This is a genomic window from Bradyrhizobium sp. BLXBL-03, assembly GCF_051853015.1.
Classification (GTDB): Bacteria; Pseudomonadota; Alphaproteobacteria; order Rhizobiales; family Xanthobacteraceae; genus Bradyrhizobium; species Bradyrhizobium manausense.
On sequence record NZ_CP182470.1, the window covers coordinates 5,062,627 to 5,075,969 of the forward strand.

The 13,343-nt window shown below is 63.2% G+C and carries 13 protein-coding genes; 7 read left to right on the forward strand and 6 right to left on the reverse strand.

Annotation, left to right across the window (positions count from 1 at the left end; translation table 11 throughout):
• Positions 1-19 precede the first annotated feature (19 nt).
• From denD to ACNJX9_RS24455, 5 genes are all read right to left on the reverse strand, one after another.
• The gene (denD, locus tag ACNJX9_RS24435; RefSeq protein ID WP_439404571.1) at positions 20-1,006 is read right to left on the reverse strand and encodes a D-erythronate dehydrogenase; all 987 of its coding nucleotides are present in this window, start codon (positions 1,004-1,006) and stop codon (positions 20-22) included.
• A gap of 77 nt (positions 1,007-1,083) precedes the next feature.
• Positions 1,084-1,959, reverse strand: coding sequence for a carbohydrate ABC transporter permease (locus tag ACNJX9_RS24440; protein WP_439404573.1), 876 nt, complete (start codon positions 1,957-1,959; stop codon positions 1,084-1,086).
• Between the two features lie 2 nt (positions 1,960-1,961).
• Positions 1,962-2,906 (reverse strand): carbohydrate ABC transporter permease, encoded by a 945-nt coding sequence (locus ACNJX9_RS24445; protein ID WP_083514782.1) that lies wholly within the window; start codon positions 2,904-2,906, stop codon positions 1,962-1,964.
• 65 nt (positions 2,907-2,971) lie between these two features.
• Complete coding sequence (locus tag ACNJX9_RS24450) at positions 2,972-4,285, reverse strand: ABC transporter substrate-binding protein (RefSeq protein ID WP_057758202.1); 1,314 nt, start codon at positions 4,283-4,285, stop codon at positions 2,972-2,974.
• Positions 4,286-4,341: 56 nt separating this feature from the next.
• Complete coding sequence (locus ACNJX9_RS24455; protein WP_439404575.1) at positions 4,342-5,403, reverse strand: ABC transporter ATP-binding protein; 1,062 nt, start codon at positions 5,401-5,403, stop codon at positions 4,342-4,344.
• A 205-nt stretch (positions 5,404-5,608) separates the two neighbouring features.
• On the opposite strand from ACNJX9_RS24455, the gene ACNJX9_RS24460 reads away from it, so the two are divergent.
• The 5 genes from ACNJX9_RS24460 (at position 5,609) to ACNJX9_RS24480 (ending at position 10,689) form a co-directional block, all read left to right on the forward strand.
• On the forward strand, positions 5,609-6,706 hold the full coding sequence (locus ACNJX9_RS24460) for a LacI family DNA-binding transcriptional regulator (RefSeq protein ID WP_057758206.1): 1,098 nt from the start codon (positions 5,609-5,611) through the stop codon (positions 6,704-6,706).
• 127 nt (positions 6,707-6,833) lie between these two features.
• Positions 6,834-8,663, forward strand: a complete 1,830-nt coding sequence (locus ACNJX9_RS24465; protein WP_439404577.1) for an IlvD/Edd family dehydratase — start codon at positions 6,834-6,836, stop codon at positions 8,661-8,663.
• Between the two features lie 127 nt (positions 8,664-8,790).
• Positions 8,791-9,522 carry an SDR family oxidoreductase gene (locus tag ACNJX9_RS24470; protein ID WP_057758211.1) on the forward strand — a complete coding sequence of 244 codons (732 nt, stop codon included), beginning with the start codon at positions 8,791-8,793 and terminating at the stop codon, positions 9,520-9,522.
• 20 nt (positions 9,523-9,542) lie between these two features.
• Entirely contained in the window at positions 9,543-10,289 is a 747-nt protein-coding gene (locus ACNJX9_RS24475) for an SDR family NAD(P)-dependent oxidoreductase (protein ID WP_439404579.1), read from the forward strand.
• Between the two features lie 7 nt (positions 10,290-10,296).
• On the forward strand, positions 10,297-10,689 hold the full coding sequence (locus tag ACNJX9_RS24480; RefSeq protein ID WP_057758215.1) for a GFA family protein: 393 nt from the start codon (positions 10,297-10,299) through the stop codon (positions 10,687-10,689).
• A gap of 2 nt (positions 10,690-10,691) precedes the next feature.
• On the opposite strand, the gene ACNJX9_RS24485 is transcribed toward ACNJX9_RS24480, so the two are convergent.
• Positions 10,692-11,603, reverse strand: coding sequence for a DMT family transporter (locus ACNJX9_RS24485; RefSeq protein ID WP_439404581.1), 912 nt, complete (start codon positions 11,601-11,603; stop codon positions 10,692-10,694).
• A 92-nt stretch (positions 11,604-11,695) separates the two neighbouring features.
• Between ACNJX9_RS24485 and ACNJX9_RS24490 the strand changes: the two genes are divergently transcribed.
• Together ACNJX9_RS24490 and ACNJX9_RS24495 are read left to right on the forward strand one after the other, a co-directional pair.
• Positions 11,696-12,562 carry a LysR family transcriptional regulator gene (locus ACNJX9_RS24490; RefSeq protein WP_057758219.1) on the forward strand — a complete coding sequence of 289 codons (867 nt, stop codon included), beginning with the start codon at positions 11,696-11,698 and terminating at the stop codon, positions 12,560-12,562.
• A 68-nt stretch (positions 12,563-12,630) separates the two neighbouring features.
• Positions 12,631-13,311 (forward strand): site-2 protease family protein, encoded by a 681-nt coding sequence (locus tag ACNJX9_RS24495; RefSeq protein ID WP_439404583.1) that lies wholly within the window; start codon positions 12,631-12,633, stop codon positions 13,309-13,311.
• The last annotated feature ends 32 nt before the right edge of the window (positions 13,312-13,343 follow it).

Consider the following 13,343-nt stretch of genomic DNA (forward strand, 5'->3'; position numbering starts at 1 on the left):
ACGCTGTTCATCAGTTACGTCAGGCGACGAAGTTGCCGCCGAGCTCGTCTTCGATGTGAATGCGGATGATGTCGTCAAAGGTCTTCTCGGCCGTGGTGAAGCCGAGCTTGAGCGCCCGCTTTGGGTTGAAATTGCGCGGCCAGCCCCCGACGATACCGACAATGAAAGGATCGGGCTCCCGCTTGATGCGGGCAACGACCTTCTCGCCGGCAACGCGCTTCAAGGCGGCGATCTGCTCGCCGACGGTGGCCGACAGGCCCGGCATCGTCAGATTGCGGCGCGGGCCGACCGTGGCGAGGTCCATGGTGCCGGCGTGGAGCAGGAAGCCGACCGCCGAGCGCGGCGTCGCGTGCCAGTGGCGGACATCCTCCGACACCGGGAGCACCGCTTCCTTGCCGGCGAGCGGCTCACGGAGGATATTGGAGAAGAAGCCTGATGCCGCTTTGTTGGGCAGGCCAGGCCGGATGCAGATGGTCGGCAGGCGAATGCCGATGCCGTCGAGGAAGCCGCGGCGCGAATAATCCGCGAGGAGGAGCTCGCCGATCGCCTTCTGGGTCCCGTAGCTGAGCAGCGGGGTCTGGAAGAACTCGTCGCCGATCGCATCCGGGAACGGGGCGCCGAACACCGCGATCGACGACGTGAACACCACGCGCGGCTTGTAGCCGCCGCCGACCAGGCGGATGGCGTCGAGCAGCATCCGCGTGCCATCGAGATTGATGCGGTAGCCCTTGTCGAAATCGAGCTCGGCCTCGCCCGAGACGATGGCCGCAAGATGGAAGATCACATCGGGACGGCCGGCGATCAGCTTCTCGGCAGCGCCCGGCACGGCAAAATCGCCCGAGACAGTCTCGACGGCAAAACCCGCCTTCTCCGGCTTCCTGGGCTCGACCACGTCATGCATGGTCATCTTGGTGATGTCGCTCTTGCCGAGCCGGCCGTCGCGCAAGAGACGTTCACACAATTTGCGGCCGACCATGCCGGCAGCGCCCAGAACCAGAATGTGCAAGAGCTTAACTCCTTCTTATTGGCCGGAACGCGCCGCTCTTGGAAGATGCTGGCGCGTTCCCAGGCAGGCCCCGCTGGTCATTCCTTCACCGCGCCTGTCATCGCCGACACATAATACTCTACGAAGAAGGAATAAAGGATAACTACGGGGACCGAGCCGGTCAGGGCCGCCGCCATCAGGGCGCCCCAATGGTAGACGTCGCCGTTGACGAGCTCCGTGATGGCGCCGACCGGAATGGTCTTGTTCTCCGAGGAGGAGATGAAGGTCAGCGCGTAGATGAACTCGTTCCAGGACAAGGTGAAGGCGAAGATGCCGGCCGAAATGACCCCCGGCAGCGACAGCGGCAGCGTGATCTTGACCAGGATCTGCAGCCGCGTCGCCCCATCGATCAGCGCGCATTCCTCCAGCTCATAGGGGATGGTGCGGAAATAGCCCATCAGCAGCCAGGTGCAGAACGGGATCAGGAAGGTCGGGTAGGTCAGGATCAGCGCCAGATTGCCGTCAAACAGGCCCAGCTGGAACACGATCGCCGCCAGCGGAATGAACAGGATCGAGGGCGGCACGAGATAGCCGAGGAAGATGGCGAGGCCGACATAGCGCGAGCCGGTGTAACGGAGCCGCTCGATCGCGTAGGCCGCGCAGACGCTGGCGAACAGCGAGATGAAGGTCGAGGACACCGAGACGATCACCGTGTTCCACATCCACAGCGGATAGTCGGTGTCCACGAACAGCTTCTTGATGTGCTCGAGCGTCGGATGGGCAATCAGGAACGGATTGTACTTCTCGTAATCGTACATCTCCGCATCTGGTTTGAACGTCGTCACCGCCATCCAGTAGAACGGAAACAACAGGAAGAAGATGATCAGGCCGAGCGGGACGTAGACCCGGAGAAACTTCTTCGGAAAGCTCTCCAGATAGTCCATTCCGACGCTTTGGTCGTCCACGGTGGCCATGGTCAGTCCCTCCCGCCCTGTTGCCAGCGCGAGCGCTGAAGCCCGAAGAAGCTGAGCAGGATCGCGGCGACCAGGAACGGGATCATCGCATTGGAGATCGCCGCCCCCTCGCCGAGATTGCCACCGGTGATCGCGCGCTGAAACGACAGCGTCGCCATCAGATGCGTGGCGTTGATCGGCCCGCCGCGCGTGATGGTGTAGATCAGCTGGAAGTCGGTGAACGTCATCAGCACCGAGAATGTCATCACGACCGCGATGATCGGCGACAGCATCGGCAGCGTGATGTGGCGGAAGCGCTGCAGATTGGTGGCGCCATCGAGATTGGCGGCCTCGTAGAGCGAGGGCGAGATAGTCTGCAATCCCGCCAGCAGCGTGATCGCCACGAACGGCACGCCGCGCCAGATATTGGCGATCACGACCGACCAGCGCGCATTCCAGGGATCGCCGAGGAAATCGATGTAGCGGGTCAGAAGCCCCGCCTTGATCAGCACCCAGGAGACGATCGAGAACTGGCTGTCATAGATCCACCAGAACGCGATCGCCGACAACACGGTCGGCACCACGAAGGGCAACAGCACGATGGCGCGGATCATCGACTTGAATGGCAGCCGCTCGTTGAGCAGCAGCGCCAGATAAAGTCCGATCGCGAACTTCACGATGCTGGCGGTCACCGTATAGAAAATCGTGTTGAACACCGAGAGCCAGAACACCGAGTCCTTGGCAAGGGAAACGAAATTGCCGAACCCGATGAAGCGCCCTGCCCCTCCGATCTTGGTGTCGGTCAGGCCGAGATACAAACCGAGCCCGAGCGGATAGGCCAGGAACAGGACCAGGATGGCCACGGCCGGCACCATGAACATCGCGCCGAGGCAGTTACGGCTCTCAAATGCCCTCGACCACAGGCTGCTGCGTTTCGGCTGCGCGATTGGCTCCGCCAAGACGGCCATATCGGACTCCCCTAGACAAATAGCAGCAGCGTCCGGCACGCCGGACGCTGCGCTGAAGGTGCGGATCAGACCTGGTAGTAGCGCTTGGCACGCTCGGCTGCGCGCGCCGCAGCCTCTTTCGGCGTCGCAGAACCGGTGGCTGCTTCCGCGAACATGTCGACGAGCACGAAGTCGCCCATCACCGCCGCGGAGGCGTAGCCGAGATCGCCGGCATAGCCGTTGTCAAGGCAACGCTTCAAGCAATCACGGAACGGCGTGATCTTCGGGTCGGAGGTCCAGACCGGATTGTCGTTGTAGGCCGGTAGCGGCGGCGCGACGTAGCCGTTGGAGGCAACCTCCCAGGCGTCGTAGTTCTCCTTTTCCCACATGAAACGGAGAAACTCTTTCACCGCGTTCGGATATTTCGAGTATTTGTAACCGTAGGCGATCACGATGTTCTGTTGCTCGGTCGGCTTGCCGACCGGACCGATGGGCAGGGCTGCGTGATCCGTATCCTTGGCGATCTCCTGCTGCTTCGGATCCGGGGAATTCTTGCCGACCGTCCAGATCGAGATGCCATTCAGGGTCAAGCTGAGTTCGCCGGACAGGTAGGCCTTGTTGTTGTTGGAATCGTTCCACGACAACACGCCCGGGATGAAGGTCGGATACAGTTGCTTGACGTATTCCAGCGCGGCGATCGTTTCCGGCGACTCGATCACCACCTCGTTCTTCTCGTTGACGAGCTTGCCGCCATGCGCCCAGAGCAGCCAATGGACCCAGCCATTGGCGTCGCCGGTCGCATGTCCCAGCGCGAATCCGGCCGGCGTGTTGTTCTTCTTCAGATTCTGGCAGAGCTTGAGGAAGCCGGGCAGATCCTTCGGAAACTCTTCGAATCCGGCGGCCTTCATGTGGCTGATCCGGTAGTTCATGCAGCCGCCGGTGGCGCCCTGGGGAATGGCGATCCAGCTATTGCCCTTCTTGCCGTATTTCTCGGCGACCGGATACCAACCGCCATATTTTGCGCCGAGATAATTCGCGACGTCGGTGACGTCGATCAGCTTCTCGGGAAATTTGTGGGCATCGTCCAGCGTGCCGATGATGAGGTCGGGACCGGCGCCGACATTGGCGGCGACCGCCGCCTTGGGGCGAATGTCATCCCAGCTCTCGGCCTCGAGCTTGACCTTGACGCCGGTGGTCTCGGCGAACTTCTTGGTCTGCTCGGCGAACTTGTCGTACTCGGCCTGGATGAATTGCTTCCAGCGCAAGACACGGATGGAGGCGTTCGGCTCGGGCTTGTTGGTCCACTCGGCCGCGCGCACCGGGACGACACCCGGGCCGGCCAGCAATGCTGCGCCGCCCAGGCCGGCCTTAAGCACACTTCGCCTGTCGAAATCGCTCATCGTTCTCTCCCTGATTTTTTAATTGTCTTTGGGTCGTCTTAAATCAAGAAACGCCACTACAGGCGTTTGCCTGTCGCCTCGTCAAACAAGTGGATCACGCCCGGATCGGGCTTCAGCTTGACCTTGTCGCCTGGATTGAACTGGTGGCGCTCGCGGAAGACGGCGACGACCTGCTCGCCCCCGAGCTTCGCAAACACCTGCGTCTCCGAGCCGGTCGGCTCGACCACGACGATCTCGGCGTCGGCGCCGTCATCGGCAATGGTGAAATGCTCGGGACGGACGCCGTAAACCACGGGCTTGCCGTCCGAGGCAGCCGGCGCGTTCTTGAGCGGCAGCTTGACGCCGTTTGGTCCCTCGAAGGTCGCAACGCCGTTGACGCGGATATGCCCCTTCAGGAAATTCATGGCCGGTGAGCCAATGAAGCCGGCGACGAACTGGTTTTCCGGCCGGTCATAGAGCTCGAGCGGCGTGCCCATCTGCTCGACGATGCCGTCATGCATCACGACGATCTTGTCGGCCATGGTCATGGCCTCGATCTGATCGTGGGTGACGTAAACGGTGGTGGTCTTGAGCCGCTGGTGCAGCTCCTTGATCTCGGTGCGCATGGCGACGCGCAGCTTGGCGTCGAGGTTCGACAACGGCTCGTCGAACAGGAAGACCTGGGGATCGCGCACGATGGCGCGGCCCATGGCGACGCGCTGGCGCTGGCCGCCCGAGAGCTGGCGCGGGTAGCGGTCGAGCAACGGCGTCAGGGCAAGAATTTCAGCGGCGCGCTTGACCCGCTTGCCGATCTCGTCCGAGCCGGCGTTCCGCAGCTTCAGCGAGAAGCCCATGTTCTCGGCGACGGTCATGTGCGGATAGAGCGCGTAATTCTGGAACACCATCGCAATGTCCCGCTCCTTGGGCTGGACATTGTTGACGACGCGATCGCCGATCGAGATCGTGCCTGAGGTGATGTTCTCGAGGCCTGCGAGCATGCGCAGCAGCGTCGACTTGCCGCAGCCGGAGGGGCCAACCAGGACGACGAACTGGCCATCCTCGATCGGGATCGAGACGCCGTGCAGGACCTCAAAATTGCCGAACGATTTCCGCACGTCGCGGATTTGCACAGACGACATCTAGCTCCCTCCTCCGACCGAAACGACACATCTGCAGCGCCGCCACCGTCTTGTTTTTTCTGAACTTCGCTGACCCGAAGCCCCTTGTAACAGGCGACATTGTCAGCAGTTTGTGCGGGTTTGGCAATTTGTCTTTGGTTAGTCGTTGCTGGTAGCGCTGTCAACGATCCTTTGTTTGCGGGAATGGCTGTGTTATGAGCAACAAATGGGTCGAAAGCGCACCAAGTCTGGCAAGATTCGGTTAGCGGAAGTCGCCGAGCTGGCCGGCGTCAGCCCGATCACGGCGTCGCGCTTCTTCCGCAATCCCGAGGCGTTGTCGGTCGCCAAGCGAACGCGGGTCGAAAGCGCGGCCCGGGAGCTCGGCTATGTGCCCAACCTTGCTGCACGTGCGCTGGCCTCGCAGCGCACCGAAGTGATCGGCGTCTTGATTCCGTCGCTGACCAACAACGTGTTTTCCGATGTGCTGCGCGGCATCTATGACGCGTCCGAGGGCAGCCGTTACTCGATCCAGCTGTCCAACACGCGCTACTCCATTCTCCAGGAGGAGAAGCTGCTGCGGCTGTTTCTGGCACAGAAGCCCGCAGGACTGATCGTCACCGGCATCGACCAGACCACCGAGTCCCGCGCGATGCTTGAGGCGGCCGACTGCCCGATCGTGCAGATCATGGAGATCGGGCCCAATCCGGTCGACATGATGATCGGCTTCTCTCATTATGATGCCGCGCGCGCGGCAATTGCCCATTTGTTCGCGCAGGGCCACCGCAGGATCGGCTTCGTCGGCGCCCGCATGGATCCCCGGGTGCAGCGCCGGCTCGACGGCTATGCCGCAGCCATGAAAGAGGCCGGCCTGTTCGACCAAAGACTGACCGTGACGACGGCAACGCCGACCTCGGTGACGCTTGGCGGCGCGCTGTTCGCCGATCTAATCGCGCGCGAGCCCGCCATCGACGCGGTGTTCTGCGCCAATGACGACCTCGCGCTCGGCGTTCTCTTCGAATGCCGCCGGCGCGAGATCCCGGTCCCCGATCAGATCGCGATCGTCGGCTTCAACGACCTCGAATTCATGGCCTCCTCGGTGCCGACGCTGACGAGCGTGCGGACCAATCGTTACGAGATGGGCAGCACGGCTGCCGCGATGCTGATCGAGGCGATCGAGGGAAAGCGCCCTGAAAAGCCCGTGCTCGATCTCGGCTTCACGGTGATCGAACGACAGAGTTCGCAAGCACAGCGGCCGACGGCGAGCCCCCGCGCGGGCGAATGGGTGGCCGCCGTACAAAATGATAGCGTTACCAACGACCCGTGAGTAGTATCCCAACCATGAGGAAATGTTCGCCAGCAGGCGGGCCGTCTGACCATGCTCGCGCTGCCGGGCAGCGCACCGATCGACATCCCGAACGTCGGACCGTGCGTTTGCATTGAAGGAGAAACCCATGACAAAAAACCCAACCAATGGGCACGCGCCCGCCGGCAACGGCACCCGCCGCCATCTTCGCTCGCAGGACTGGTTCAACAATCCGCATAATCCGGGCATGACCGCGCTCTATATGGAGCGCTACCTGAATTTCGGCCTCACCCGCGCCGAGCTGCAATCCGGCAAGCCGATCATCGGTATCGCCCAGACCGGCAACGACCTGTCGCCCTGCAACCGCCACCATATCGAGCTGGCCCATCGCGTCCGCGAGGGCATCCGCGAGGCCGGCGGCATTGCGATGGAATTCCCGACCCACCCGATCCAGGAGACCGGCAAGCGCCCGACCGCGGCGCTGGACCGCAACCTCGCTTATCTCGGCCTGGTCGAGGTGCTCTACGGCTACCCGCTCGACGGCGTGGTGCTGACCACCGGCTGCGACAAGACCACGCCGGCCTGCATGATGGCGGCGGCGACCGTCAACCTGCCCGCGATCGTGCTGTCGGGCGGGCCCATGCTGAACGGCTGGCACAATGGCGAGCGCACCGGCTCCGGCACCATCGTCTGGAAGTCGCGCGAGCGGCTCGCCGCCGGCGAGATCGACTATGAAGAGTTCATGGAGATCGTGGCGTCCTCGGCGCCGTCGGTCGGCCATTGCAACACCATGGGCACGGCCTCGACCATGAACGGCCTTGCCGAAGCGCTCGGCTTCTCGCTGCCGGGCTGCGCGGCCATCCCCGCTCCCTATCGCGAGCGCGGCCAGATCGCCTATGAGACGGGAAAACGTATTGTCGAGATGGTCTGGGAAGACCTCAAGCCGTCGGACATCCTGACCCGCAAGGCGTTCGAGAACTGCATCGTCATCAATTCGGCGATCGGCGGCTCGACCAACGCGCCGATCCACATCAACGCGTTGGCACGACACATCGGCGTCGAGCTGTCGATCGACGACTGGCAGAAAATCGGCCACGACGTGCCGCTGCTGGTCAACATGCAGCCGGCCGGATTCTATCTTGGCGAGGAATTCCACCGCGCCGGCGGCGTGCCCGCGGTGGTGCGCGAATTGATGAAGCACAAGCGCATCCATGAGGACGCGGTCACCGTCAACGGCCGCGGCATCGGCGAGAATTGCAAGAATGCGCCGGCGCCCGACAACGACGTGATCTGGGCCTACGACAAGCCGCTGGTGAAGGACGCCGGCTTCCTGGTGCTGAGGGGCAATCTGTTCGATTCTGCGATCATGAAGACCTCGGTGATCTCCAAGGAGTTTCGCGATCGCTACTTGAGCAACCCGAAGGATCTGAACGCCTTCGAGGGCCGCGCCGTCGTGTTCGAGGGGCCGGAGGATTATCACGCGCGGATCGACGATGCCTCGCTCGACATCGACGAGCATTGCGTGCTGTTCATCCGCGGCACCGGCCCGATCGGCTACCCCGGTGGTGCCGAGGTCGTGAACATGCAGCCGCCGGCGGCGCTGATCAAACGCGGCATCCTGTCCCTGCCCTGCATCGGCGATGGCCGTCAGTCCGGCACCTCGGGCTCGCCGTCCATCCTGAACGCCTCGCCGGAAGCCGCCGCCAACGGCGGCCTCGCGATCCTCAGGACCGGCGACAAGGTCCGCATCGACCTCAACAAGGGCAGCGCCAACATCCTCATCTCCGAGGAGGAACTGAAGAAGCGCCATGCCGAGCTGAAGGCCGCCGGCGGCTTCAAGCATCCGCCGAACCAGACGCCGTGGCAGGAGATCTATCGTAGCACTGTCGGCCAGCAATCGACCGGCGCCTGCATGGAGCTCGCCACGCGCTACCAGAACGTCGCCTCGGCGTTTGGCGTGCCGCGGGATAATCACTGACGTTGTCATTCCGGGGCGCGCGCAGCGCGAGCCCGGAATCCATCAATCCACAAACTTTGCCGCACAATGGATTCCGGGCTCGCGCCAAGAGGCGCCCCGGAATGAACCAACTCAAAGGGAGAACACCATGGCCAACCGCCTCAAGGGCAAGCGCGCCGTCGTCACGGCTGCAGCCGCAGGCATCGGGCGCGCATGCGCGCTCGCATTCGCGCGTGAGGGCGCAACCGTCATCGCCACCGACATCAACGAGGCGGGCATCGCAGGCCTGACCAGGGAGGGCGTCGCCGAAGTGGCGAAACTCGACGTCCGCAACACGGCCGACGTCAACGCTTTTGCAAAACGTGTCGGCAAGATCGACATCCTGCTCAACGCGGCCGGCTTCGTGCACCACGGGACCATCCTGGATTGCTCGGAAGAGGATTTCGATTTCTCGTTCGACCTCAACGTCAAGTCGATGCACCGGACCATCAAGGCCTTCCTGCCTGACATGATCGCCGGCGGCGGCGGCAGCATCGTCAACATCTCGTCCTGCGCGGCGCTGCGGCCGCCGGCGAACCGCTACGTTTACAGCTCATCCAAGGCCGCGGTGTCGCTGCTGTCGCGCGCGGTCGCGCTGGACTTCATCACCAAGGGCATCCGTTGCAACGCGATCTGCCCCGGCACCGTCGAGACCCCCTCGATGCTCGACCGCGCCGCCGCGCAAGGGCCGCAGGGCAAGGAGATGTTCATCTCGCGCCAGAAGATGGGCCGGCTCGGCACTGCCGAGGAGATCGCATCCATGGCGGTCTATCTCGGCAGCGACGAGAGCGCCTTCACCACCGGTGTCGACCTCGTGGTTGACGGCGGCTACATGCTCTGACGCCCACCGGATCACATCTGATGAACAAGATTGATCTCAACGACCGTGTTGCCGTCGTCACCGGCGGCGCGCAGGGCTTTGGCCGCGCCATCACCGAGCGTTTCGTCGCTTCCGGCGCCAGGGTCGCAATCTGGGACTTTGATTCAGACTTGGCGGAGAAGACCGCCGCGGAGATCAGCGACAACGTCCGCGTCTTCAAGGTCGACGTCACCGACACCGCAGGCGTCGAGCAGGCCCGCGATGGGACGCTCGCCGCCTTCGGCAGGATCGACATCCTCGTCAACAATGCCGGCATCGCCGGCATCAACAAGCCGGTCTGGGAGACCGATCTGGAGGAATGGCGGAAAGTCCTGCGCATCAACCTCGACGGCCCCTTCATCGTCTGCAAGGCCATCGTGCCCGTGATGCTCAAGCAGAAATACGGGCGGATCGTGAACATCGCCTCGATCGCCGGCAAGGAAGGCAATCCGAACGCCTCGCACTATTCGGCCTCCAAGGCTGGCCTGATCGCGCTGACGAAATCGCTCGGCAAGGAGCTCGCCGCGCATGATATTCTCGTGAATGCGGTGACGCCGGCGGCGGCCAAGACCGCGATCTTCGACCAGATGACGCAGCAGCATATCGATTTCATGCTGTCTAAAATCCCCAAAGCGCGCTTCGTGCTGGTGGAAGAACTGGCGGCGATGGTCGCGTGGCTCGCATCCGAAGACTGCGCGTTCTCGACCGGCGCGGTGTTCGATATCTCGGGTGGACGGGCAACCTATTGAGGACACCATGATCCGGGAAGGTGGATGCCTGTGCGGCGCAGTACGGTTCAAGGCGGAGGGCGAACCGCTGAACGTGCGCATCTGTCACTGCCGCATGTGCCAGAAGGCGATGGGCTCGCCCTATTTCGCCCGCGCCCAGTTCGACCAGAAGGCGCTGACAGTCGAGGGTGAGACCGGCCGCTACAAGTCGTCTGAGGCGATCGACCGCGTGTTCTGCAAGACCTGCGGCACGCGGCTGTTCTCCTGGCGGCGCAACGGCACACTGGCCGGCGTCGCGCTTGCGACCTTCGACGACCGCAACGCCTTCGCGCCGACCGAGCACATCTGGGTCTCGGAAAAGCTCGCCTGGGTGAAACTCGACGACGGCCTGACGCAGTATGAGACGACGATCCCGGCCTGAGGTCAGGGCTGCCTTGAAACGGTGATGCTTGCCGCCTGCACGCGCTTTCCCGTTGTCGTGGCTAACCAAATCCCTGCGAACACCGCGACAATGCCGGCCGCGAGATTCCAGCGCAGCGGCTCATGCAGCAGCCATGCGCCGACCAGCGATGCCGTGATCGGATTGACCGTGACCGAAATCGCCACGCGCGTCGGCGTGGTCCGCTCCAGCGCGAAGGCCCAGAGATAGAAGGTCAGCGCCGCGCCGAAGGCCCCGAGATAAAGCGCAGCCAGCCATTGGGGCGTGCCGAAATCTGCAACGGGCGCGAAGCTGCCTCGAAAACTTGAAAGCAGGATGAGGCAGAGACCGCCCGCGGCCATGCTCATGGTCGTAAACCCGATCGGGCTGGAGCGCCGGATCAGCGGCTTCGACCAGATGCCATACAGCGCCATGCACAGCGCAGCCGCCATCATCAGAAAATCACCGCGCCAGGCCCCTGACGGCGCCGAGCTCAAGTCAGAGAGAAGCGCGATGGCAACGCCTGATGTTGCCACCACGACACCAATTGACTTGCGCCAGGTCAGGGCTTCGCTGCCGAGCGCGGCGCCAATCACTAGCGACAACAGCGGTAACGTCGATAGCGCGAGCGCGCCGCGCGCGGCTGTCGTGAAGATCAGCGATGCATTGAACAGGATTGGAAACAGCGCGAAAAACAATATGCCGAGGCCGACGGTAGCCGCCCAGTCATCGCGCTCCGGCCAGCGGTCGCCGCGCAGCAGGGTCAGCGGCAGTAGCAGCAGAAAGCCAATGCCAAACCGGAATGAGCCAATCGCCAGCGGATCGATGCTGCCGACGAGATAGCGCGTCGCGCCAATCGAGGTGCCGCCCAGCGCGCTCGACAGCACCGCGGCCAGAACGCCGAAAATCTCGCTCACGATTGCTCCCTGACGAACGCGCTGACGAACAGCATACGGGCCGTGCCAAAACTGAGAATGGAATTTCCGTCATGCTGGGATAACGTTCCGTCATGACCGCGCCCGACCTCGATCCCGATCTGCTGAGGGCTTTTCTCGCCGTCGCCGAGCATCGCTCGTTCACGCGCGCGGCCGATCGGCTCAACCGCACACAGTCGGCGGTGAGCGTGCAGGTCAGGCGCCTCGAGCAGCGGCTCGGCACAAAGTTGTTTCAGCGCAATCGGGACGGCATCGTGCAGACCGCCGCGGGCAAAGAGCTGCGCGCCTATGCCCAGCGTATCCTTGCCCTTCATGCGGAAGCGGTCGACGCCTTGCGCGCGCGCAAGCCCGAGGCGGTCATTCGCCTCGGCGTGATGGACGATTATGGCACGATCGTCGTTCCGCCGCTGCTGGCGAGCTTTGCCAAGAATCATCCGACCGTCAGGGTCGAGGTCGAGACCGGGCTGACCGCCACCATGCCGGCCCGCCTCGGCGAGGGCTATGACCTCGTCATCGCCATGCATCCGGAAGGGCGTGGCGAGGGCGAGCTGTTGCGGCGCGAGCAGGCCGTCTGGGCAGCCGCCGCCGCTTGTCGCGCCATGGCGGAAGACACCCTGCCCGTCGCGCTCTACCCGCCGGGCTGCCTGTTCCGCCAATGGGCCGCGGAAGCACTTGATCACGCCGGCCGGCCCTGGCGGCTCGCCTTTGTCAGCCGGACGACGGCGGCGGTGGAATCGATCGCAGCGGAAGGCCTTGCGGTGACCGTGGTGAAGGCCGGCACCCTGCCGCGCCGCCTTCGACCTCTCGGCTTACGCGACGGCCTGCCGCCGCTGCCGGTGGCGGACATCCGCCTCCATTGCGCGCGCGGCCTATCGCGCCCGGCGGCACTGCTCGCCGATCATCTGCAACGTGGCATTTCGGAACGGGCCACCCTATGTTGAGCTGAAGCATTGCTGCACCGCCTGACGGTCGTCTGCAAGGCGACAGGCACAAACAGGCTGGATGCGACGTGAACGTTTCCTTTTATGATCTCTCGGTGTGGGTGCTGCCGCTGGTGCTTGCCATCACCTTCCATGAAGCCGCGCACGGTTTTGTCGCGCACCGGCTCGGCGACGACACAGCCTGGCAGCTTGGGCGCGTCAGCTTCAATCCTGCCAGGCACATCGATCCGTTCGGCACGCTGATATTACCGGCGATGCTGCTGTTTGCGCATTCCCCATTCGTGTTCGGCTATGCCAAGCCCGTGCCGGTGAATTTTCGCAAGCTCAATCATCCGAAGCTGGACATGGTCTGGGTCGCTCTCGCCGGTCCCGTCACAAACATCCTGCTGGCGCTGGTCGCAGGTCTCGCCCTCCACGCCTTGCCCTTGGCGCCGGCAGGCTCCGCACAATGGATCTTTGACAATCTCAAGAATGCGCTGCTGATCAACGCCGTGCTGGCGGTTTTCAACATGATGCCGATACCGCCGCTCGACGGCGGACGGGTCGCGGTCGGGCTGTTGCCCCGCGCGCTCGCCCTGCCGCTGTCACGACTCGAGCCGTTCGGCATGATGATCCTGATCGGGCTTCTGATTTTGCTACCGCTGGCGGGTTCCCAGTTCGGTCTAAATCTTGATGTTATTTCAGCAATACTGCGAACGTTGACCGGTTATGTGATTCAAGCTGTTCTCTTGGCCACCGGCAATGCGTAGTTGAAACAGTAACTTGATATCCCTGAAGACAA

What these genes read in the sequence shown, in the direction of transcription:
- ACNJX9_RS24440 (WP_439404573.1), bottom strand. Translation starts at nt 1,959, where the DNA reads ATGGCCACCGTGGACGACCAAAGCGTCGGAATGGACTATCTGGAGAGC.
- ACNJX9_RS24445 (WP_083514782.1), bottom strand. Translation starts at nt 2,906, where the DNA reads ATGGCCGTCTTGGCGGAGCCAATCGCGCAGCCGAAACGCAGCAGCCTG.
- ACNJX9_RS24450 (WP_057758202.1), bottom strand. Translation starts at nt 4,285, where the DNA reads ATGAGCGATTTCGACAGGCGAAGTGTGCTTAAGGCCGGCCTGGGCGGC.
- ACNJX9_RS24455 (WP_439404575.1), bottom strand. Translation starts at nt 5,403, where the DNA reads ATGTCGTCTGTGCAAATCCGCGACGTGCGGAAATCGTTCGGCAATTTT.
- ACNJX9_RS24460 (WP_057758206.1), top strand. Translation starts at nt 5,609, where the DNA reads ATGGGTCGAAAGCGCACCAAGTCTGGCAAGATTCGGTTAGCGGAAGTC.
- ACNJX9_RS24465 (WP_439404577.1), top strand. Translation starts at nt 6,834, where the DNA reads ATGACAAAAAACCCAACCAATGGGCACGCGCCCGCCGGCAACGGCACC.
- ACNJX9_RS24470 (WP_057758211.1), top strand. Translation starts at nt 8,791, where the DNA reads ATGGCCAACCGCCTCAAGGGCAAGCGCGCCGTCGTCACGGCTGCAGCC.
- ACNJX9_RS24475 (WP_439404579.1), top strand. Translation starts at nt 9,543, where the DNA reads ATGAACAAGATTGATCTCAACGACCGTGTTGCCGTCGTCACCGGCGGC.
- ACNJX9_RS24480 (WP_057758215.1), top strand. Translation starts at nt 10,297, where the DNA reads ATGATCCGGGAAGGTGGATGCCTGTGCGGCGCAGTACGGTTCAAGGCG.
- ACNJX9_RS24490 (WP_057758219.1), top strand. Translation starts at nt 11,696, where the DNA reads ATGACCGCGCCCGACCTCGATCCCGATCTGCTGAGGGCTTTTCTCGCC.